General features: G+C 64.7%; 18 protein-coding genes. 17 read left to right on the top strand and 1 reads right to left on the bottom strand.

Annotated elements, in window-relative coordinates:
• Positions 1-51: 51 nt before the first annotated feature.
• From VGH98_05415 to VGH98_05365, 11 genes are read left to right on the top strand one after another with little or no spacing between them, the layout of a single operon-like run.
• On the top strand, positions 52-873 hold the full coding sequence (locus VGH98_05415) for an indole-3-glycerol phosphate synthase TrpC (GenBank protein HEY2375394.1): 822 nt from the start codon (positions 52-54) through the stop codon (positions 871-873).
• On the top strand, positions 863-1,513 hold the full coding sequence (locus VGH98_05410) for a phosphoribosylanthranilate isomerase (protein HEY2375393.1): 651 nt from the start codon (positions 863-865) through the stop codon (positions 1,511-1,513). The genes VGH98_05415 and VGH98_05410 overlap by 11 nt, the downstream gene beginning before the upstream one ends.
• On the top strand, positions 1,500-2,705 hold the full coding sequence (gene trpB, locus VGH98_05405) for a tryptophan synthase subunit beta (GenBank protein HEY2375392.1): 1,206 nt from the start codon (positions 1,500-1,502) through the stop codon (positions 2,703-2,705). Before VGH98_05410 ends, trpB begins: the two co-directional genes overlap by 14 nt.
• The gene (locus VGH98_05400) at positions 2,702-4,396 is read left to right on the top strand and encodes a HEAT repeat domain-containing protein (protein ID HEY2375391.1); all 1,695 of its coding nucleotides are present in this window, start codon (positions 2,702-2,704) and stop codon (positions 4,394-4,396) included. The genes trpB and VGH98_05400 overlap by 4 nt, the downstream gene beginning before the upstream one ends.
• The gene (locus VGH98_05395; GenBank protein HEY2375390.1) at positions 4,393-5,892 is read left to right on the top strand and encodes an HD domain-containing phosphohydrolase; all 1,500 of its coding nucleotides are present in this window, start codon (positions 4,393-4,395) and stop codon (positions 5,890-5,892) included. The genes VGH98_05400 and VGH98_05395 overlap by 4 nt, the downstream gene beginning before the upstream one ends.
• Positions 5,870-6,667, top strand: coding sequence for a tryptophan synthase subunit alpha (trpA, locus tag VGH98_05390; GenBank protein HEY2375389.1), 798 nt, complete (start codon positions 5,870-5,872; stop codon positions 6,665-6,667). Before VGH98_05395 ends, trpA begins: the two co-directional genes overlap by 23 nt.
• On the top strand, positions 6,664-8,745 hold the full coding sequence (locus tag VGH98_05385) for a methyl-accepting chemotaxis protein (GenBank protein HEY2375388.1): 2,082 nt from the start codon (positions 6,664-6,666) through the stop codon (positions 8,743-8,745). The genes trpA and VGH98_05385 overlap by 4 nt, the downstream gene beginning before the upstream one ends.
• The gene (locus tag VGH98_05380; GenBank protein HEY2375387.1) at positions 8,742-9,179 is read left to right on the top strand and encodes a dihydroneopterin aldolase; all 438 of its coding nucleotides are present in this window, start codon (positions 8,742-8,744) and stop codon (positions 9,177-9,179) included. The genes VGH98_05385 and VGH98_05380 overlap by 4 nt, the downstream gene beginning before the upstream one ends.
• Positions 9,179-9,601, top strand: coding sequence for a 2-amino-4-hydroxy-6-hydroxymethyldihydropteridine diphosphokinase (gene folK, locus VGH98_05375; protein ID HEY2375386.1), 423 nt, complete (start codon positions 9,179-9,181; stop codon positions 9,599-9,601). The genes VGH98_05380 and folK overlap by 1 nt, the downstream gene beginning before the upstream one ends.
• 18 nt (positions 9,602-9,619) lie before the next feature.
• Positions 9,620-10,156 (top strand): HD domain-containing protein, encoded by a 537-nt coding sequence (locus tag VGH98_05370; protein ID HEY2375385.1) that lies wholly within the window; start codon positions 9,620-9,622, stop codon positions 10,154-10,156.
• On the top strand, positions 10,153-10,566 hold the full coding sequence (locus VGH98_05365) for a LytR C-terminal domain-containing protein (protein HEY2375384.1): 414 nt from the start codon (positions 10,153-10,155) through the stop codon (positions 10,564-10,566). The genes VGH98_05370 and VGH98_05365 overlap by 4 nt, the downstream gene beginning before the upstream one ends.
• Here VGH98_05365 and rlmN read toward each other — a convergent pair.
• Complete coding sequence (rlmN, locus tag VGH98_05360) at positions 10,495-11,598, bottom strand: 23S rRNA (adenine(2503)-C(2))-methyltransferase RlmN (GenBank protein ID HEY2375383.1); 1,104 nt, start codon at positions 11,596-11,598, stop codon at positions 10,495-10,497. The genes VGH98_05365 and rlmN overlap by 72 nt on opposite strands.
• Positions 11,599-12,018: 420 nt before the next feature.
• Here rlmN and aspS point away from each other — a divergent pair, with 420 nt between their 5' ends.
• From aspS to VGH98_05330, 6 genes are read left to right on the top strand one after another with little or no spacing between them, the layout of a single operon-like run.
• A complete protein-coding gene (aspS, locus tag VGH98_05355; protein ID HEY2375382.1) occupies positions 12,019-13,809 on the top strand; it encodes an aspartate--tRNA ligase in 1,791 nt (596 codons plus the stop codon).
• Positions 13,806-14,837, top strand: coding sequence for a PhoH family protein (locus VGH98_05350; GenBank protein ID HEY2375381.1), 1,032 nt, complete (start codon positions 13,806-13,808; stop codon positions 14,835-14,837). The genes aspS and VGH98_05350 overlap by 4 nt, the downstream gene beginning before the upstream one ends.
• On the top strand, positions 14,834-17,041 hold the full coding sequence (locus tag VGH98_05345) for an HDIG domain-containing protein (GenBank protein HEY2375380.1): 2,208 nt from the start codon (positions 14,834-14,836) through the stop codon (positions 17,039-17,041). Before VGH98_05350 ends, VGH98_05345 begins: the two co-directional genes overlap by 4 nt.
• Positions 17,038-17,529, top strand: a complete 492-nt coding sequence (gene ybeY / locus VGH98_05340) for an rRNA maturation RNase YbeY (GenBank protein HEY2375379.1) — start codon at positions 17,038-17,040, stop codon at positions 17,527-17,529. Before VGH98_05345 ends, ybeY begins: the two co-directional genes overlap by 4 nt.
• Positions 17,526-18,767 (top strand): hemolysin family protein, encoded by a 1,242-nt coding sequence (locus VGH98_05335; GenBank protein ID HEY2375378.1) that lies wholly within the window; start codon positions 17,526-17,528, stop codon positions 18,765-18,767. Before ybeY ends, VGH98_05335 begins: the two co-directional genes overlap by 4 nt.
• Positions 18,764-19,765 carry a CNNM domain-containing protein gene (locus tag VGH98_05330; GenBank protein HEY2375377.1) on the top strand — a complete coding sequence of 334 codons (1,002 nt, stop codon included), beginning with the start codon at positions 18,764-18,766 and terminating at the stop codon, positions 19,763-19,765. Before VGH98_05335 ends, VGH98_05330 begins: the two co-directional genes overlap by 4 nt.
• Positions 19,766-19,776 lie beyond the last annotated feature (11 nt).

Here is a 19,776-nt window from a genome sequence, read left to right as displayed (position 1 = left end):
ATCCCGAACAAGCACCGAATCTTACCTTACGATATCCGAAGAAGGACCGAAGTGCAAGCATCGTCTGCCTGGACCCCTCCCTCCGGAACGCTCGGGCGCATCGTCGACGAGGCTCGTGCGCGTGCTCGAGCGCTGGAACCTCGCGCCGCTGCTCTCGGGAGAGAAGCGACGTCCGTCAGTGGTGTCCTCGCATTCGGCGCAGCACTTCGCGCCGGCAGCGTCGCCGTCGTTGCCGAGGTGAAGCGGCGGTCGCCATCCAAGGGGTGGATACAGCGGGGAATGGACGCTGCGACGCAAGCGCGTGCGTACGCGAACGCGGGTGCCAGCGCGATCTCGGTGCTGACAGAGCCCGAGCACTTCGCCGGATCCACGGACGATCTGATTCAGGCACGACGCAGTGTGGCGGCGCCGCTCCTCAAGAAGGATTTTCATGTCGCGCCAATTCAACTGCTCGAAGCGAAGGCGATTGGCGCGTCGGCGGCGCTGCTAATCGTACGTGCGCTGGGGCCGCTCGGCCTTCCCGAGATGATGACCTCCGCTCGCGAGCTCGCGCTCGAGGTTCTCGTGGAAGTCCGCGACGAGCGAGAGTTGGACCTCGCGCTGGAGTGTGGTGCCAGGATTGTCGGAATTAACAACCGGAATCTTGAAACGCTGGTCATCGATCCCGCTACGAGCGAGCGGCTGATCGGGCGCGTTCCGGCAAACGTCATCGCCATCGCCGAGAGCGGGGTATCACTGCGGCTGGATGTCGAACGCTTTGCCCGTGTTGGAGCCGACGCCGTCCTTGTCGGCTCGAGCGTGTCCGCCGCCCCGGACCCGGCGGAGGCGGTGCGATGCCTAACGGGAGTGCCGCGGATTGCACGTGGCCACTGAGATCAAGTTTTGTGGTATGACGCGGGCCGAGGACGCGCGCGAGGCGGCGCGGCTGGGCGCGGCGTTTGTCGGCGTAATATTCGCCGGGGGGCCACGGCAAGTGACGATCGATCGAGCTGCGGTGGTGTTGGGCGAGCTTCCGCGCTCGGTGCGCCGCGTGGGAGTGTTCTCGAGCGAGCATGGGGAGATTATCGGTGATAGCGCTCGGCAGCTCGGTTTGCACGTGGTCCAGCTTCACGGCGACTGCGACGCGCACGACGTCGAAACCCTACGGCGGCGCTTCAGAGGCGCGGTGTGGGCCGTTCTGCGAATTGCAGACGGACGAGTGCCCGCGCGCGCCGCGGAGCTGTTCGACACGGCGGACGCCGTGCTGCTCGATGCGAAGGTGCCTGGAAAACTCGGAGGGACCGGCGTCACGCTCCCGTGGAGTGATTTGCCGGAGCAGTTGAGCCGACTTCGTACTCTCGGCAATGCCAAGCTCGCGCTCGCGGGCGGACTTCGCCCCGAGAACGTGATGGAAGCAATTCGCCTGTTGCGACCCGAGATTGTGGACGTCTCCTCAGGTGTGGAGACGGCACCCGGGATCAAGGACCACGCGCGCATGCGCGCATTCAGGGACGCCGTAGATGCCAGCAAATGAGCTAGCGACTTCGCCCGAGACCACCGACCGCTTTGGCGTGTTCGGCGGCCGGTACGTTCCAGAAACGCTAATCCCGGCGCTCGATGAGCTCGAGCGGCAGTACGAGGAAGCGCGTGCCGACCCTGCCTTCGAGGCGGAGGTCGAACACATGCTGACCACGTATGTCGGTCGCCCTTCGCCGTTGAGCGACGCGCCGCGGCTGTCGGGGCAGGTCGGCGCTCGCGTGTGGCTCAAGCGTGAGGATCTCAACCACACCGGCGCCCACAAGATCAACAACACCGTGGGACAGGTGCTGCTCGCGCGGCGTATGGGAAAGCGTCGCATCATCGCGGAGACAGGCGCCGGCCAGCATGGCGTCGCGACGGCGACGGTCTGCGCGCGCTTCGGGCTCGACTGCGTCGTCTACATGGGCGAAGAGGACATGCGTCGCCAGGCGCTGAATGTCTGGCGCATGCGGCTCCTGGGCGCGACGGTTGTGCCGGTCACCAGCGGAACGCGCACGCTGAAGGACGCGACGAGCGAAGCGATTCGTGACTGGGTCGCAACCGTCGTCGACTCGCACTACGTCATCGGCTCGGTCGTCGGACCCGCGCCGTACCCGCGCATGGTGCGCGATTTCCAATCGGTGATCGGTCGCGAGGCACGACAGCAGATACTGGCTCAGGCCGGAGCGCTCCCGACGACGGTGATTGCATGCGTCGGCGGTGGTTCGAACGCCATGGGAGTGTTCCACGCTTTTATTGACGATCCGGGCGTTCAACTCGTCGGAGTAGAGGCCGCCGGGGAGGGACTCGACACGGAGCACCATGCCGCGTCGCTCTCGAAAGGCAAGCCGGGAGTTCTGCACGGCACGCTGAGTTATTTGCTGCAAGACGCTGCGGGACAGGTGCATCCGGCGCACTCGATCTCCGCAGGGCTGGATTACCCCGGTGTCGGGCCGGAGCACGCATATCTGAAGGACATCGGCCGCGCTACCTACGTGGCGGTAACGGATCGAGAAGCATTGGAAGGATTCAAGCTGCTGAGCCGTCTCGAAGGAATCATACCCGCGCTCGAGAGCGCGCACGCGGTGAGCTGGCTCGCGTCACAACGCGGGCGATGGCGAGCCGACGATTCCGTACTCGTATGCATCAGCGGCCGTGGAGACAAGGACGTCGCACAGGTCAGCGAAATGGGTATTCTTGCGCCGTGACAGCCACCTCCGCGCCCACCGCAGGGGCAACGGAGGAAGCTCCGTTTCCACCAGCTCCCGTCGAAGAGTTGCTCCGACTCGTCGTCAAGGCGGGGCGCGCTCATCAGCTATACCTCCCGAATAACCCGATTTACAAGCAGGCGCTCGATGCGCTTCGCGCCGGCTTTACGACGATCTGGGCGCAGATCGACGAGCTCACGCTCACCCTCACCGAGACCGAGATATTCTGGTACGACCACGTCGTACTGTCCGAGCCGAGCAAGGGAGGCGACAGCCTGTCGTGGCTGTTCTTCAAGGATGGCGTTCGCGAGCTGGAATTGCTCAAGGGATTCGAGGACAAGGAAGTCGTCGCATTGCTCGGCATTTTGCAGCGAGCTCGTAAGGCATCGCCCGATGAGGACGATCTCCTAACGATGCTCTGGGAAGCCGATTTCGCGTACGCGCGATATCGCTACCAGGATCTGGCGATGGATGCGGCAGCGCCGATCAGTGACAACACGCCGAAGACGGACGTGGCACCCGACCAGGTCGCCCAGGCGGCGCACACGTCGGTCACGGAGCAAGCGGCCGGCATCGTGAACATGTCCGACTTCGACACGACCCTGTACTTCCTCGACGAAAACGAGATCGAGTATCTCCACAGCGAGATCTCTCGTGAGTACGAGGGGGATTTGCGCTCGCGCGTCACATCGACGTTGCTCGACATCTTCGAGCAGCAGAGCAACGCCGAGGTCCGCAAGGAGATTCTCGAGATTCTCGATTCGACGCTCGTCAACCTGCTCGCAACGGGACACTTCCGCGGCGTCGCTCACCTGTTGCGTGAGGTGCAGGCAACGATGCAGCGCGCGTCGGATCTGTCGCCGGAGCATAAGCACGCACTGAACGAGCTGCCCATCCGGCTCAGCGCGCCCGAGTCGTTGGCGCAGCTGCTACAGTCGCTCGACGACACGGCCGAGCTGCCCCCGCAGTCGGAGCTGATGGAGATGTTCGATCAGCTCCGGCCCATCGCGCTGGGAACGGTGTTCAGCTGGCTCCGTCGAATGCACAACCCGAAGGTGCGACCGTTGCTCGAGGCGGCGGCGGAGCGTCTAGCTTCGCTGAACACGACCGAGTTGGTGCGTCTGATCGTGGCTCCCGAGCGCGAGGTTGCTCTGGAGGCGATTCGGCGCGCCGGCGCATTGAAGACGCCTGCGGCAGTGCAGTCATTATCGAAGGTCCTCAGCGGGCCTGATGTCGAGCTCCGACAAACGGCGGTGCAAGCGTTGACCGAGATCGGTTCGCCCAGTGCGCTTCAGGCGCTCGAGCGCGGCGTTGAGGATTCGGACCGCGAGGTTCGAATCTCGACCGTGCGCGCGTTCACAGCGCGCACCTACAGGCTCGTGCTGCCGCGTATCGATGCGGCCGTGAAAGGCAAAGCGGTGCGAGAGGCCGATCTCACGGAGAAAATGGCGTTCTTCGAGGCGTTCGGGACGCTCGCTGGTGATGGCGGCGTGCAGTACCTGGACTCGGTGCTGAACGGCAAAGGCTTTCTCGGGCGGCGCGAGGATTCGGAACTGCGCGCGTGCGCCGCGATCGCGCTCGGACGAATCGCCGGACCGAAAGCGACGGAAGTACTTCGCAAGGCGTCATCGGAGAAGGACGTCGTCGTTCGGAATGCAGTGAACCGCGCGCTCCGCGGAGCGATCACGTGACCGCGTCGCGGTCCTTCGCCGCGGCGCCCGCGTCTCCCCTGACGGCGGCCGCTGGCGGCTCGAGCCCCGATCCCAACTCGGGGGATTCGTACACTCGACGCGCCGGCCGGAGCCTCGTCTACGCGTATCACGCGGCGTTGCGCGCGATCAAGCTCTATCCGGTGGAGAACGCGGCCGTGCAGCGCGCACTCGACGAGCTAACGACGCTGAGCCGCGAGATGATCGCCGCTGAGTCGGAGCTCGAGATCAGAACGTCGGGCGAATTCATCTTCGTCAACGCGACGCGGCTTCGGCTCGACCTCGACAACTACGCCAGCTTCAGTCACCTCCTGTCCCTCTACCGGCGAGCAGGACTCGGCGCGCAGCATATCGATCCGTCGGTGACGGCGCGCGACTGGCTGGTGTTCCTTTCGCTACTGCAATCCGCTCCCGGCAACGAAGAGCCCGAGCAGCGCTTCGATGTGCTCCTCGCGAAGCTCGAGGACGCCGGTGTGCGGACATTCACGCTCGCGCGACCTGCCGAGTCGGACAACGACGATAAGGAGAAGTCGAAGGAGCGCGCCAAGCGGACGTACGCGCAGTCGGTCGCAGTGACGAAAGATCTCATGACGGCAGTGCGGTTCGGGAAGAGTCCGAACATCAAGAAGATCAAACGCGTTGTGCAGGGCATCGTCGATCAGATCCTCAACGAGGAGACGTCGCTCGTCGGCCTCACCGCGATTCGCGATTACGACGAATACACGTTCACGCACAGCGTCAACGTCTGCATCTTCTCCGTCGCCATCGGCAAGCGACTCGGCCTAACGAAATTACAGCTTTATGATCTCGGCATGGCCGCGCTCTTCCACGATATCGGCAAGTCGCGCGTGCCATCCGACGTGCTCAACAAGGCCGATGGCCTCACGGACGAAGAATGGAAGATGATCGCGGCGCATCCGTGGATGGGTGTCCTTTCTCTCTTTCAACTGCGCGGAACACAGGATCTGCACTATCGCGCGATGGTTGTCGCTCACGAGCATCACATGAAGATCGACCTCACCGGCTATCCGCGAGCGGTGCGGCCGCGACAGATGAGCGTGTTCAGCAAGATCGTGGCGGTGGCCGACGGATTCGACGCGGCGACGTCGCGACGCTCGTATCAGACGACGCCGCTCAATCCGGCCGACGTCATGAAGGAAATGCGCGACAATCCGCGGCGCGGCATGGACCCGGTGCTCGTGAAAGCCTTCGTGAATCTCACGGGTATCTTCCCAGTCGGCACCACGGTGGTGCTCGATACGTTCGAGCTGGGGTTGGTGCATGCGGGGAACCCCATCGCGGAGATGCTGTCGCGACCGATCGTGCGAATCGTCAGCGACGCGAGGGGGAATATCTTGTTCCCGGGCTATCTCGTCGATCTCGCCGATCGCGGGCAGGACGGCGCGTTCAAACGAACCATCATCAAGACGGACCAACCCGATCGGTACGGCATTCGTGTCGGCGACTACTTCATCTGAGCGCGTCGCTGAGCGCTTCGCGCAGCTGCGCGCGTCCGGCCGACGCGCGCTCGTACCGTATATCACGGCGGGGCACCCATCGCCGGCGGCGACGATGGAGCTGCTCAGAGGCCTCGAAGGTGCCGGCGCGGACGTCATCGAGATCGGAGTTCCGTTCTCCGATCCAATGGCTGATGGGCCGATCATTCAGGCCAGCTCGCAGAAGGCGCTCGCGAACGGCATGCACTTCGACGGCGTGCTCGAGATCGTCTCGCGCGCACGGCTCGGCATCCCCGTGATCCTGTTCACCTATTTGAACCCACTGCTTGCGGCGGGTCGCGACGCGTTGACCCGCGCTGCGGGAGCGGGCCTGCACGGTGTGCTCGTCGTCGATCTGCCAGTCGGCGCCGATCCCGAGCGCGAGCAGTGGCTCGGCGAGGGCCCGCTGGCGTTCATTCGGCTCGTCGCACCGACGACGCCGCCGCAACGGATGATCGAGATCGCACAGCACGGCAGCGGTTTCGTATATCTGATCAGCCGCCTCGGTGTAACCGGTGTTCGGGATCAGTTGCCGACCGAGCTGCCGGAAACCGTTAGGCGCGTGCGCCAAGCGATTGAGCTGCCGATTTGTGTCGGGTTCGGCGTGTCTCGGCCGGAGCAGGCGCGCGCGGTGGCGACGCTCGCCGACGGTGTCGTCGTTGGGAGCGCGATCGTGCGTGCCGCCGACGAGAGTATCTCGAGTGCGGTGAGCCTGGCGTCGTCGTTGCGCGCGGCCATTGACGCGGTGTCGCCATGAAACTCTTTCTCTCGAGCTTCTCGCGCGGGTTAGGCGTCATCGGGATGGCGCTCCTGGCCGCCGCGATGATGTATGATCACCGGTGGACGGACGCCTGGATCGGAACGATTCTCGTCTTCTCGGCGACGATCCTGCTGCGCACCTATCAGGTTCCGTTGACGAAGTACGGCGCGCTGAATTTCCTGGCGTTCCCCGCGATCGCCGGTGCCATCATCAACGGCGCGGCCAGCACGGCCCTGGGGATGTACGCTGGAGTGCTCGTTACGGATCTGCTCATCCTGCGAAAGAGCACCGAACCAAGCTGGATCAACGCCGGACGCGAGGTGCTTGCACTTATCAGCGCCTACGGATTCTTCGCTTGGGCATCGATCGTGACCGGCGCAGTGCGCAGTGCGGGAATGACAACGGACGGGCTGCCGGCGTTGACGCTGTTCGCGCTCTCGTACTTCATCCTCAGCCGCGCGCTGCTCTACTTCAGCCTTCTCTGGCGCGATAAACTGCTGGAGGAAGAGAAGTCGCTCATTCTCCGCTACGAAGTCATCGGCTTCGGCGCGGGGCTGATCGCAGTCGCCGTGGTCTTGGCGACGATCAGCTCGATCGGACCTGTCGGTTGGGTGTTCGTCGGCGCGACGCTCGTCGTCGTCGGTGTGCTCGTAAAGCGCATCTTCGAGGAAGCGGTTTCGGCGGAAGAGCTCAATAAGATCCTGGCGATGGAACAGGTCGTATCGTCCGACATGAGCCTGGCCGATGCCTTCTTGCGCATCGAGGCGCTCGCCCATCGCCTCGTTGATTGGCGCGAGTTCCGTGTGTTTCGCCTGAACGCCGGTGGCCCGCAGCTCGCGTGGAGCTCGGGGCTCGGCTTTCTTGGGACGACGCAGCCGCAGCCCGTGCTCGGCACGCGTCTTCGCCGGCTGGCGCTCGAGACGGGGCAAGCGGTGATCGTAACCGACGCGACTCAGGACCAACGGCTCGAATCGCGTCCCCGTGAGGTGATGAGCATTGTCGTACTACCGATGCGGTTCGGCGATCGCAACGTCGGGCTGCTCGAGCTCGAGCATCACAAACGCGCGGCGTACACCGTCAAAGATGTGGCGATGATCCGGCGATTCGCGAACCAGCTCGCGACGACGTTGCACATCGACGAGCTGAAAACGCCGCTGCTCGAGGCGATGCGGCGCGTGAGCTCCCAGCTCGAGACGCTCAATGAATCGGCACAGGCGCTGCGCGGTGGCGGCGAATCGGTCGCGAAGACCATTGGCGACATCTCGCGCGGCATCACTGAGGAGAGCGATCAGCTGGGACGCAGTCTGGAGGCCACGCACTCATTACACGAGGCGACGGCGCAGGTCGTCCAGCATGGCAGCACAGCGGCGAACGCGAGCCAGAAGGCAACCGAGATTGCGTCCGAGCATCGCCTGACGATTGGCACGGCCATCGAGCGTCTCGTGAGCGCGAAAGGGTTCGTCGCCGAGAGTACTTCGCAGATCGACCAGCTCGTGCGGACGACGAAACGGATCACCGAGTTCATCACGGTCATCCGTGAGCTCGCGGATCAAACGAACCTCCTCGCCCTCAACGCCGCAATCGAAGCCGCCCGCGCGGGCGAGCACGGGCAGGGATTCGCCGTCGTCGCGGACGAGGTTCGCAAGCTTGCAGAGCAGAGCGCGCGCGCCTCCGACGAAGCGGGTGACATCGTCCTCGGTTTCGAGGAGCAGATGCGCCGCGTCGCGTCGCAGATGCAGCGAGGACAGTCGATCGTCAGCGACGTCGAAACGCTCTCCGAGGAAGCGCGACAAGCGCTCGACCAGATCGTCGAGGCAACAGCGGCGGCCGCGCAGGGTGCCCAGCGGATCGCCGTGACCTCGCGCGACCAGGAGCTCGAGTTTTCGCGGCTTCGCGACCGCGTCATGCGCGTCGCCGAAATCTCGCGCCGCAATCGCGCGGGCGCCGAGGACGTGACATCGTCGGCGAAAGATCAGGCGGCGGCGCTGCGCGAGCTGGAAGGCGCGGCGCACGAGTTGCGCAGCGTCGCTGTCTATCTCAGCGATCTGACGCACCGCATCACAAGCGTCGCATGAGCGGGGAGAGCACGCCGCGGCGCACCGACCCGGCGCGCCGCCGCGCGGCGGCGTCCGCGCGTGACACGCCCGCCAGTGAGGAGCGGGAAATCACGCTGCGCGCGATGCGCTTTCATGCGCTCATCGGGATCCTCGAGCACGAACACACCATCCGGCAGCCAGTTGAGATAGACCTCACCGTCCGGAGCGCCGCGAGCGGCGGGATTCTCGATTATCGACGGCTCTACGAGATGGTCGAGCGCATCATCACCGCTGGGCCGATCGATTATCTCGAGACCGCGGCTGACCGGATCATTCGTGCGTCGTTCGAAGATTCACGAATTTGTCAGGCACGAGTCGCCATTCGAAAGCCGCATGTCGCGCTTCCCGGACCGCTCGCCTACGCCGAGGTCGTCGTTAGGCGTTACCGGGACACTGGGAGAGAAGCAAAATAGTGTCGCGCGATATCGCATACGTCGCGCTCGGCTCGAACCTCGGCGACCGCGACGAACGGCTCGCCAGCGCACGCCGCGCACTCGCCGCCATTCCAGGAACCCGCGTCATCGCCAGCTCCGCGGTCGAGGAAACGGCGCCGCTCGGCCCTGTGGCGCAGGGACCCTATCTCAATCAGATGGTCGCGCTGGAAACTGACCTCTCGCCGAGGGAGCTGCTTCTCGAGCTGCAACGTATCGAGCATGCAGCGGGGCGGACGCGCGAGGTGCACTGGGGCCCGCGTACGCTCGATCTGGACATCGTTCGCTTCGACCAGCAAACGGCGAACGAGACCGATCTCATCGTGCCACATCCAGCCGAGGGCTCGCGGGATTTCTGGCGCCGCGAGCTCGCGGAATTGCGTGCCCTGCTTGGCCGCGGCTGATCGCCTACATTGGCTTTCGTGTCGGCCGTCGAACTTCCTTCCTGGGCGCAGGTGAGCGACAAGCGTCGCGCTCACATCCAGCGTGTCGCAACGCTCCTCGAGCGCTGGGCGGAGGCCATGTGTATCTCGGCCAACGAGCGTCGGGACTGGCTCGACGCGGCCAAATGGCACGACGCGCTCCGAGACGCCCCACGGGAGGAATTGAGGCGAATGGCTGGCGACGCTCCCTACGAATCCGAGATGCTGCACGGGCCGGCCGCAGCGGAAATGCTCGCTCTCGAGGGTGAGCGGCGGCTCAACGTCCTCAACGCCATTCGATATCACACGGTTGGCTCGCCAGCGTGGGATCGCACCGGCCGGGCTCTCTACATGGGCGATTTTCTCGAACCTGGTAGGAGGTTCTCGCGCGAGGACCGGGCCTTCCTTGCCGCCCAGGTCCCCCACGATTTTGACCGTGTGTTTCGTCAGGTGGTGCGAATGCGTCTGGTGTACGCCCTCAACGAGGGGCACACGCTCTTTCCCGAGACTGTTCAGCTCTGGAATTCGATTCGATGACTCGCAGGACCACCTTTGTCGCTGTAATCGGGTTCGTTGCCGTGGCCGCGACGGCCGCAGCGCTGCCCGCGCGAAAGAGCTTGTCGCGCTCGGTTACTCGCTCGGGACCTGGTACGCCTCGCGTGAGGGTTCAGGTACTCAACGCGACACGGACACGCGGCTTGGGGCGGCGCGCGATGTTGTATCTGCGCGATCAAGGATTCGATGTCGTGGAAGTGGGCACGACGTCGGCCACGCAGGATACAACGCTGGTGCTCGATCGCTCGCAGCACCCGGACTGGGCACGCAACGTCGCGACGTCGTTAGGTACGGTGCGCGTCGAATCGCGGCCCGACTCGTCACGCTACCTGGACGTCACCGTGCTCGTCGGGGCTTCGTGGCGGCCGCCGGCCCAACCGTTCTACCCGTAATTGCCCGCACGCCGCGGCGATATCCACGCCGCGGCTTTTTCGTACCGCGACCTCGACGCCGCGGCGTCGCAGCTCCCGGGCGAATTCCGCGATTCGTTGCGCGGGCGTCGGGACGAAACCACCACCCCCACCGGGGTGCAGCGGAATGAGATTGACGAACGCCCGGCACTCCTTGGCCAGCTCGGCGAGGCCGATGGCATGCTCGACGGCGTCGTTGACACCGCCGAGCATCACATACTCGAAGGTTACGCGCCGGTCGAATCGCTTCGCCGCTTGGATCACGTCCTTCAGCGGGTACTTGACGTTCACCGGCATCAACTCGCGTCGCAACGCATCGCTGGGCGCGTGAATCGAGATCGCAAGGCGGAATTGCTCGGGACGCTCGCCTAACGCGACGATGCCTGGGAGCACGCCGACCGTGGACACGGTTATGTGCCGGGCCCCGAGACCCAGGCCTAACGGGTCGTTCAGGATCGTCAGCGCTGGATCGACGGCGCGCCAGTTCATGAGCGGCTCACCCATGCCCATGAATACGACGTTCGTGACCGCGAGCGGAGGATCGAGCAGGCGCATCTCGCGCACCTGTCCGGCAATTTCGGAAACGTCCAGGTTGCGCTGAAACCCCATCGCTCCCGTTGCGCAGAAGGCGCACTGCAGTGCGCACCCAGCCTGCGACGAGATACACAGCGTTAGTCGATCGTTCTCGGGGATGGCGACCGACTCGATCGCCTGGCCGTCACGAAGCAGGAACAGGAACTTCTCGGTGCCGTCCGTGGAGCGCTGCCGCGCAGCGATCTTCAGCCGCGGCAGGTCGAACGCGGCCGCCAGCTGTTCTCGCGCAACCTTGGGGAGCTCGGTCATCCCGTCGAAATCGCCCGCCGGGTTCAGCCACAGTCGGCGGACCACCTGCTTCGCCCGATACGGGGGCAAGCCACGCTCGGAACAAAAAGCGAGCAGCCGCTTCTCAGCCTCGGTCGGGACGAGGTCGAGCAGATTTTCGCGTTCGGCTGCCGGGAAATTGGTGGTCGTCATCAGGCGACTGGGATCACGCGTTCATCTGAAAACATACTGTCTTGGGTGCTCGGCGCGACGCGTGCACGCTAGGCGACGAGGGTACGGTGGTCAAGCGACGCTCTACCATGAACTTCGCTCCACAATTAGACTTCAAATCTCGAATGACCCCTTCAGCGAAGCAGCATGCGCTCGCTTGGCGGATGCGCCGCTATACCCTTCGGGCTCATTCTGATTGCGCCCGGAACTACGTAACGTGGGCGCTCACCGCATCCGACCCGCTGGCGCGCCCAACGCGCGAAATCCCCGCCAGACCCGCGGCCGCATGGCCGCAGCCCGACCGCGAGCCTCATCTTCGTGTTTGGCGTTGAGCCCTCGCGGGCCGGTCAAATCCGATCCACTGCCGGACGCGGCAAATAGGACCAGGACCGATCCCCTCTGATGCCGTCATCGCCTAACCTTGCAACCACAATTCGCAGCCACACCTGCGGCGCTCTCCGCGCCGCGGACGCCGGTGCCGAAGTGCGACTCGGCGGCTGGGTTCACCGCAAGCGCGACCTTGGAGAGCTGGTATTCGTCGATTTAAGGGACCGAACAGGCCTCGTTCAAATCTCTTTTGACCCTCGCTTCACGCCCCTGGATACTGTGAAGTTGGCTGCGACCGTTGGACCGGAATGCGTCGTCCTCATCGAGGGCGAGGTCGTCGCGCGCCCGACGGAGATGCGGAATGCGGACCTGCCAACCGGCGACGTCGAGGTTCGCGCGAAGGGCCTAACGGTTGTCGGACCTGCGGCCCCGCCCGCAATTCCGGTTGCGCGTGTGCGCGGCGAGCCGCTGCCCGCCGAGGAGCTGCGTCTCCGTCATCGTTATCTCGATCTGCGACGACCGGAATTGCAGGAGAACATCATTCTCCGCCATCGGCTCATGCAGGCGACGCGGCGCTTCCTGAGTGAGCGAGGCTTTCTCGAGGTCGAGACACCGATTCTCACGAAGCCGACGCCGGAAGGCGCTCGCGACTACCTCGTGCCGAGCCGCGTGCACGCGGGTGAGTTCTATGCGCTGCCGCAGTCGCCGCAGCTGTATAAGCAATTACTCATGGTCGCTGGTTTTGATCGCTATTTCCAGATCGCGCGGTGCTTTCGCGACGAGGATCTTCGCGTTGACCGCCAACCCGAGTTTACTCAGATCGACATCGAGGCTTCGTTCATCCGGCAGGACGATGTCCTCCTGCTCACTGAAGGTCTCATCGGCGCGTTATGGAACGAAGTGGGTGTCGGCATCCCGCCATCCTTTCAGCGGATGACCTACGCAGACGCGATGGAGCGTTTCGGCTCGGATAGACCCGATCTCCGGTTTGAGCTCGAGATCTTCGACGCGAGCGACGCTTTCGGCGATTCGGAGTTCTCGATCGCGCGATCCGCCATCGCGCAGGGCGGGCGCGTGCGTGGAATCCGGATTCCGGGCGGAAGCCTCCTGTCCAGAAAGCAACTGGACGAGATTGAAGCTGGAGCGAAGAGCGCTGGCGCAGGCGGTCTCGTCAGGTTGAAGCGGACTAATGGTCAACTCGAGGGACCCGCGGCGAAGTTCCTGCATGACGGTGCAGCGAACAAACTCGCCCTCGTCGAGGGCGATCTGGCGTTGCTCGTCGCTGGGCCGAATCACATCTCGAGCCCGGCGCTCGATCGCGTTCGGCAGGACGTAGCGCGCCGGCTCTCGCTCGTGAAGGAAGACACGAGAGTTTTTCTGTGGGTGACGGATTTTCCTCTCTTCGAGAAAGATCCAGCCAGCGGTCGTCTGCAGGCGGTGCATCATCCTTTCACGGCGCCGCATGCCGCCGACATCGACAAGCTGGAAAGCGCGCCGGAACAGGTGCGCGCGCAGGCGTACGACGTGGTACTCAACGGAACGGAGCTCGGTGGAGGTAGTATTCGAATCAGCGATCCAACCCTTCAATCGCGAGTTTTTTCCCTGCTCGGCATCGACGAAGCGACGGCGAACGCACGCTTCGGCTTCTTGCTCGAGGGGTTGCGCTCGGGAGCGCCACCGCACGGCGGCATTGCCTTTGGCTTTGATCGCATCGCCATGCAGCTCTCGGGCGCGTCGTCGCTGCGGGATGTGATCGCCTTCCCGAAGACGACGGCGGCACGCGCCCTTTTCGAGGGCGCACCCTCGCCAGTTCCATCGGACGATTTGCATGAGCTTCACATTCGCGTGGAGGAGTCGAGCCCGTGAGCGATGGCAGCGTTACGCAAAAGCTCAACACCGAAGGCGCCGACCTGCTCACGCTCGCGGGAGTCAACGACGGCAATCTCATCGAACTGTCGCGCATCGGTGGGGTGAAGGTCGCTCTGCGCGGCGAAACACTCAGCATCACCGGTCCCATCGAGTTTGTGGACCGCGCTGCGGACATCGCTCGGCGGATGATCGAGTCGGCGCGGCAGCGCGTCGAGCTCTCGTCAGACGACGTGCTCCGCATCAGCGACGAAGTCGATCGGCGACGCTCCGGCGGCGACGCTCGCGAGAATGGCGATTATGGCGACGAGAGTCCGTACACCAACGGCGGTGGTGGCGTCGGCGTCGACAGCCAGCGCATCGCACTGCCGGGCATCCGCCGCGTTATCCAGGCGAAGACGCCTGGGCAGGCTGAGTATCTGCGAAAGATCCAAGAGAACGACATCGTCGTTGGCATCGGGCCGGCAGGAACGGGAAAGACCTACCTCGCCGTCGCCGCGGCAGTCGACGCGCTGACTCGGAAACGCGTTCGGCGTATCGTGCTCGCGCGTCCCGCCGTCGAAGCGGGGGAGAGTCTCGGCTTTCTGCCTGGCGACATGCAGGCGAAAGTGGACCCGTATCTGCGCCCGCTTTACGATGCACTCGATGAGATGATGCCGTTCGAGCGGATTCAGCGCGCCCTCGAGACGCGAACGATCGAGGTCGCTCCACTCGCGTTCATGCGCGGCCGTACGTTAGGCGACGCGTTCGTGATCGTCGACGAGGCGCAGAACGCCACGTCGATGCAGATGAAGATGCTGCTCACGCGACTGGGCGTGAATTCAAAGATGGTCATCACCGGCGACAAGACGCAGGTCGACCTGCCGAAGCGCGAGGAGTCAGGCATTTTGTCCGTCGAGCGAATCTTGCCTGGCATCGACGGCATCGGCTTCCACTACTTCGACGAAAGCGACGTCGTCCGCCATCGACTCGTGCGCGACATCGTGCATGCGTACGACCGACACGAGGCCGAGCAGGCCATCGGATGAACTCCGGAGAGCTGGGCGAAGCGAGCGCGGCGAAGGCTCCGCCTCGTCGCAACCGGCTGCGCGACCACGGCGTGCGCGTCGGCTTGGCGCTGGCGCTCGCCGTGTTCACGTATCTGCTCTTTCCGGCGTCGCCAGCCGTCGACTTCCCGGTGTACGAGGTCGGCTCGGTGGCATCGGACAATGTCATCGCACCCTTCGCGTTTAGTGTTCCCAAAACCGACGCCGACCTGCTGAAGGAGCGGGACGCCGCCGCGGCGACGGTCGAGCCGGTGTTTGATTACGTGCCCGCGGCCGTCGACTCGACGCGGCACCAGGTTGCCGCCTTCGCGCAAGCGGTGAACGCGGCGGCCGTGGCGGTAGATCCACGCAACGCGGTGCTCGGGATTCAGCAGGCAGCTGCGTCGCAGGGGATCACGCTGACGCCGACCGAGGCGGCATACCTGGCCCAGGATCGGCGCCGCGCGGCGATGCTCAGCGCCGCGGAGCGTGTGTTCGATCGCTGGCTTGGGTCGGGGATCGCCTCGCGCGGCGCGCTCGACAACGTGCGTGGCGACGTGATCGTGCGAAATGGCAAAGACGAAAAGCGTATTTCGTCGGATAGCGTCCAGACGTTCTCGATGCTCATCAGCCGCGCTCGTCTCATCCATCCCGACCCGGGTTCGGTGGTGGGAGACGGGATCTACTTCCGGCTGCTCGGCGCGTTCTTCCACCCGACCATCGTCCCCGATGCGGCCGCGACGGAGCTCCGGCGCGACGACATGCGTCGCTCGGTGCCTACGTCGAAGTACGAAGTACGCGTTGGCGAGAAGATCATCGGCGCAAACGAGGTGGTCGGGCGCGAGGAGCACGACAAACTGCGCGCACTCCACGACGCGGTCGATCACCGCCGGGCCACCGAGCGCGGCGCGCGCCGGACGATCGGCGCGATCATGTTCAATGCGCTCATCATCTCACTACTCGGCCTAACGATCCTGATCTTCAGGCCCGCGGTGTACGACGACCTGCGATCGCTGCTGATGTTCGCGGCGGCAATCGTGATCGTGCTCGTCGGCGGGGCGATCATCGGACATGCGCGACCGGTACATCCGGAACTGATACCCGTTACGATCGCGGCCGTGGTGCTCAGTGCGCTCTTCGATCAGCGCATCAGCATGATCGCGGTGATGGTGATCACAATGCTTGTCGGCGGACAGAGCGTGTTTCGCGGTACCAACGCCCTGTTCATCAACCTCGTCGGTGGCGCGGTCGCCGCATTTACGGTACGCGTCGTGAATCGACGCAACCAGACTTATCGGTGGATTCTCGCCATTGCCGCGGCGTACCTAACGACAGCGATTGCGATCGGCTTGACGCTCGATCTCCCGGGTCACGATATCTTCATCTCCGCGGGCTATGGGGCGTTGAACGCCATCGTGTCGGTGTTGCTGGCGCTGCTCCTGCTCCCGATGGCGGAGTCGTTCACCGGCATCGAGACCGACCTCACGCTGCTCGAGTGGTCCGACCTCAATCGGCCACTGATGCAGCGCCTCAGCCTCGAGGCGCCGGGGACGTACGCGCATACGATCGCGATTGCCAATCTGGCCGAGGCTGCCTGTCGAGCGATCGGCGCCAACGCGCTCCTCGCGCGCGTGGGTGCGTACTACCACGACATCGGTAAGATCGCCAAGCCGCAGTACTTCGTGGAGAACCAGGCCAAGGGTCGTAACCCGCACGACGCACTCAAGCCCGGTACGAGCGCGCAGATCATTCGCAATCACGTCCGCGAGGGACTCGAGCTCGCCGAGGAACACAAGCTCCCACGCGCTCTCCGCGCCTTCATCAAAGAGCACCATGGCACGGGGGCGATCTCCTTCTTCCTTGAAAAAGCGAAAGAGAAGGACGGCACGGTGCCCGATCTCGTCGAGTATTCCTATCCGGGACCGCTCCCGCAGACGGCGGAGACCGCCGTCGTTATGCTCGCCGATGGCGTCGAAGCATCGACGCGCGTACTCGGCGAGCCGACGCAGGAGAAGATTCGCGATGTCGTCGATCACATCGTTCGGCAACGCATCGAACAGGGACAGTTACGGGACGCGCCGCTCACGCTCAAGCAGCTCGACATCATCAAGGACGAGTTCACTCGCGTGCTGACCGGCATGTACCACAACCGCATCGACTACCCTGCGTCGAGCGGCGGTGTGACGTCCGAGTTCGCCTCGGTATGAGCCACGTCGTAGTCATCGACGACGACGGCGTTCGCGTGCCGCTCGCGCGCCGGCAAGTCGCCTCGATTGCGCGCGCCGTGCTGCGGGCCGAAGGGGGACGGCGGCCCCCGTCGCACGTGTCGATCAGCTTCGTCACCAGTCGCCGGATTGCGGCATTGAATCGGCGCCATCTCGGCCACCGCGGTAGCACGGACGTGATCTCCTTCACTCTCGCTCCCGAGGTCCCAGGCGCTCGGCTCGTTGGTGACATCTATATCGCGCCGAGCGTCGCGCGGCGAAACGCCGAGACAAACGGCGTAACGCTTCGCGAAGAGCTGACGCGACTCGTCGTCCACGGCGTGCTCCACGTGTTAGGCCACGATCATCCGGAAGGACGGGATCGTGCCGCTTCGCCCATGTGGCGGCGGCAGGAGCAACTGGTGGCATCGGTGATCCGAACTCCGCGACGCCGATCGCGCGGGACTCGACGCGCGAGGTCCGCCGCGTGACGCTCACGGCCTGGCTACTCTGCGCCATCGCCGCGCTCGTTGCTGCGGCGTGCTCTGTCGCCGACGGAGCACTGCTCGCGTTCGATCCCGCGGCGTCTCCGTCGGAGCATCCTGGCGGAGCGATTCACGAGCGCGAACGTGCACATCGCGCGCTGTCCGCTCTTCGAGTACTGGCGCACGTCGCCGCTGGTGCGGCAATCGCCCAGGGGCTTGTGTTCGCGGGTTGGTCTTTCGGGACGCGTGCGATGGTGGCCGTCGCACTCGGCCTTGTCCTCGTCGCCCTCACGGAGGGGATGGCGCGCTCCATCGGCTATGGCCTCGGCAGCCGCGCATTCGATGCGCTGCGTGATTTCGTGCGCGTCACCACCGTGCTGTTGCGGCCGATCGTTGCCCTCGGTGCGGTGCTCGAGCGGTCGCTGCAGCGCGTTCTTCCCGCGACCGAGGGCTCGACGGAGGAAGAGCACAGCGCAGAGCGCTTCCGTGAGGTCGTGGCGGCGGAAGCCGACGTCTCCAGCGCCGAAGAGGAGCTCCTGCATGGCGTTTTCTCGTTGGGCGATACGGAAGTGCGCGAAATCATGGTGCCGCGCGTCGACATCGTCGGCGTTGCCGCGACGACGCCGTGGTCCGAAGTACTGGACCGCGTGCGCAGCTCCGAGCACGCGCGATTTCCGGTGTACGACGACACGCTCGACAACGTCATCGGCATTCTGTACGCCAAGGACCTGCTGGGCGCTATCGTCGCGGCCGACGAGCCAAAGGGAGGATGGCTACGGCTGGTGCGCGGCGCCGTGTTCATTCCGACCACGAAGACGATCGACGCGCAGCTGCGTGATTTCAAGGACAGCCGAACGCACATCGCAATCGTAAGCGACGAATATGGAGGAACGGCAGGACTCGTGACGATCGAGGACGTTCTCGAGGAGATCGTCGGTGAGATCCGTGACGAATACGACGTCGAGGAGCCGGACGTCGAACGTGAGGGCGCAACACGCTTCTGGGTGGCGGGACGCCTGCCGGTCGATGAGCTGCGCGAGTTGATGGGCGTCGATTTCGGTGTCGACGATGTAACGACCGTCGGTGGCCTCGTGTACGCGCTCTTCGGCCGCGTTCCTCACGCGGGCGAGACGCTGACACGCGCCGGCGTCCGGCTCGTCGTCGAACGCGTTAGGCGGCGACGTGTCGAGCGGGTGTACCTCGAGCGTCTGCAGCCCGCGTTGACGGCGGGAGGTCCTCGATGAACCTGGATCTCCTCGACCGGCCATATGTATTCGTGGTGGCCCTGCTCGTCGTCGGCTGGCTCACTGCAGGCGCGATGGCCGTGCGCTCCGTGAGTCGCATCTGGCTTCGCCACTGGACGGAACAGCGGCTGCGCGGATCGGCGGCGGCGGTGACATACCTCGAGCGCCCGCATCGTTTGCTGATTGGGTCCAGCACGGGAGTGGCGCTCACGCTCGTGATCTCGGGTATCATGCTCGGGCTCAAGCACACCGGACCCCAGCTCATCGCCGACGTCGCGCTGTTCGTCGTCCTGGTCGTACTGGCGGGCCAGGTGTTCGCGCGCGCCGTGGCGCGCCAATGGCCAACCTATCTCGTGCCGGTTGTCGTGCCCGTTCTCCGCGTCGTCGAGCTGCTCGTAACGCCAATCGTCGGACTCGGGCGGCGCGCTGCCGCGCCGTTCGAGCGTCAGCGGGGCCGGGCTTCGGTCGATGTCGAACGCGAGGTGCTGCACGATCTGTTGCGCGAAGGCGAGCTCGAAGGTGTAGGAGAGCGCGAGGAGATTGCGATCATCAGTGGCGTGGTGGAGTTTGGCGCGAAGCTCGTTCGCAACGTGATGACGTCTCGCGCCGACATCTTCGCACTGGACGACGCGCTCGAAGCTCGCACACTCGCGTTGCGCATCGCCCAATCGAACTACAGTCGCGTTCCGATCTATCACGGCTCGCTCGACGACGTGCGGGGAATGGTACACGCGTTCGACGTGTTGAAAGCGGGCGCCGAGAAATTCCCCCCGTTGCGGCCGGTCGCGATGGCAACCCCCGAGGCGCACTGCAACGAACTCCTTTTCCGAATGCTGCGCGAGCGACGGCACCTCGCGGTCGTGCGTGATCCGAATGGCGCGACGGTGGGTCTCGTCTCGCTGGAGGATCTGCTCGAGGAACTGGTCGGCGACATTCGCGACGAACACGACGAGCCCGACGCCAGTCGCGCCCAGAGCGCGTCGCGGGCCAAGCCGTGACTGCGTCCGCG

It is taken from the genome of Gemmatimonadaceae bacterium (assembly GCA_036496605.1).
In the GTDB taxonomy this organism is placed as follows: Bacteria; Gemmatimonadota; Gemmatimonadetes; order Gemmatimonadales; family Gemmatimonadaceae; genus AG2.
Note: the sequence above shows the minus strand (reverse complement) of the source record. Positions and strands in the feature narration are given on the sequence as shown.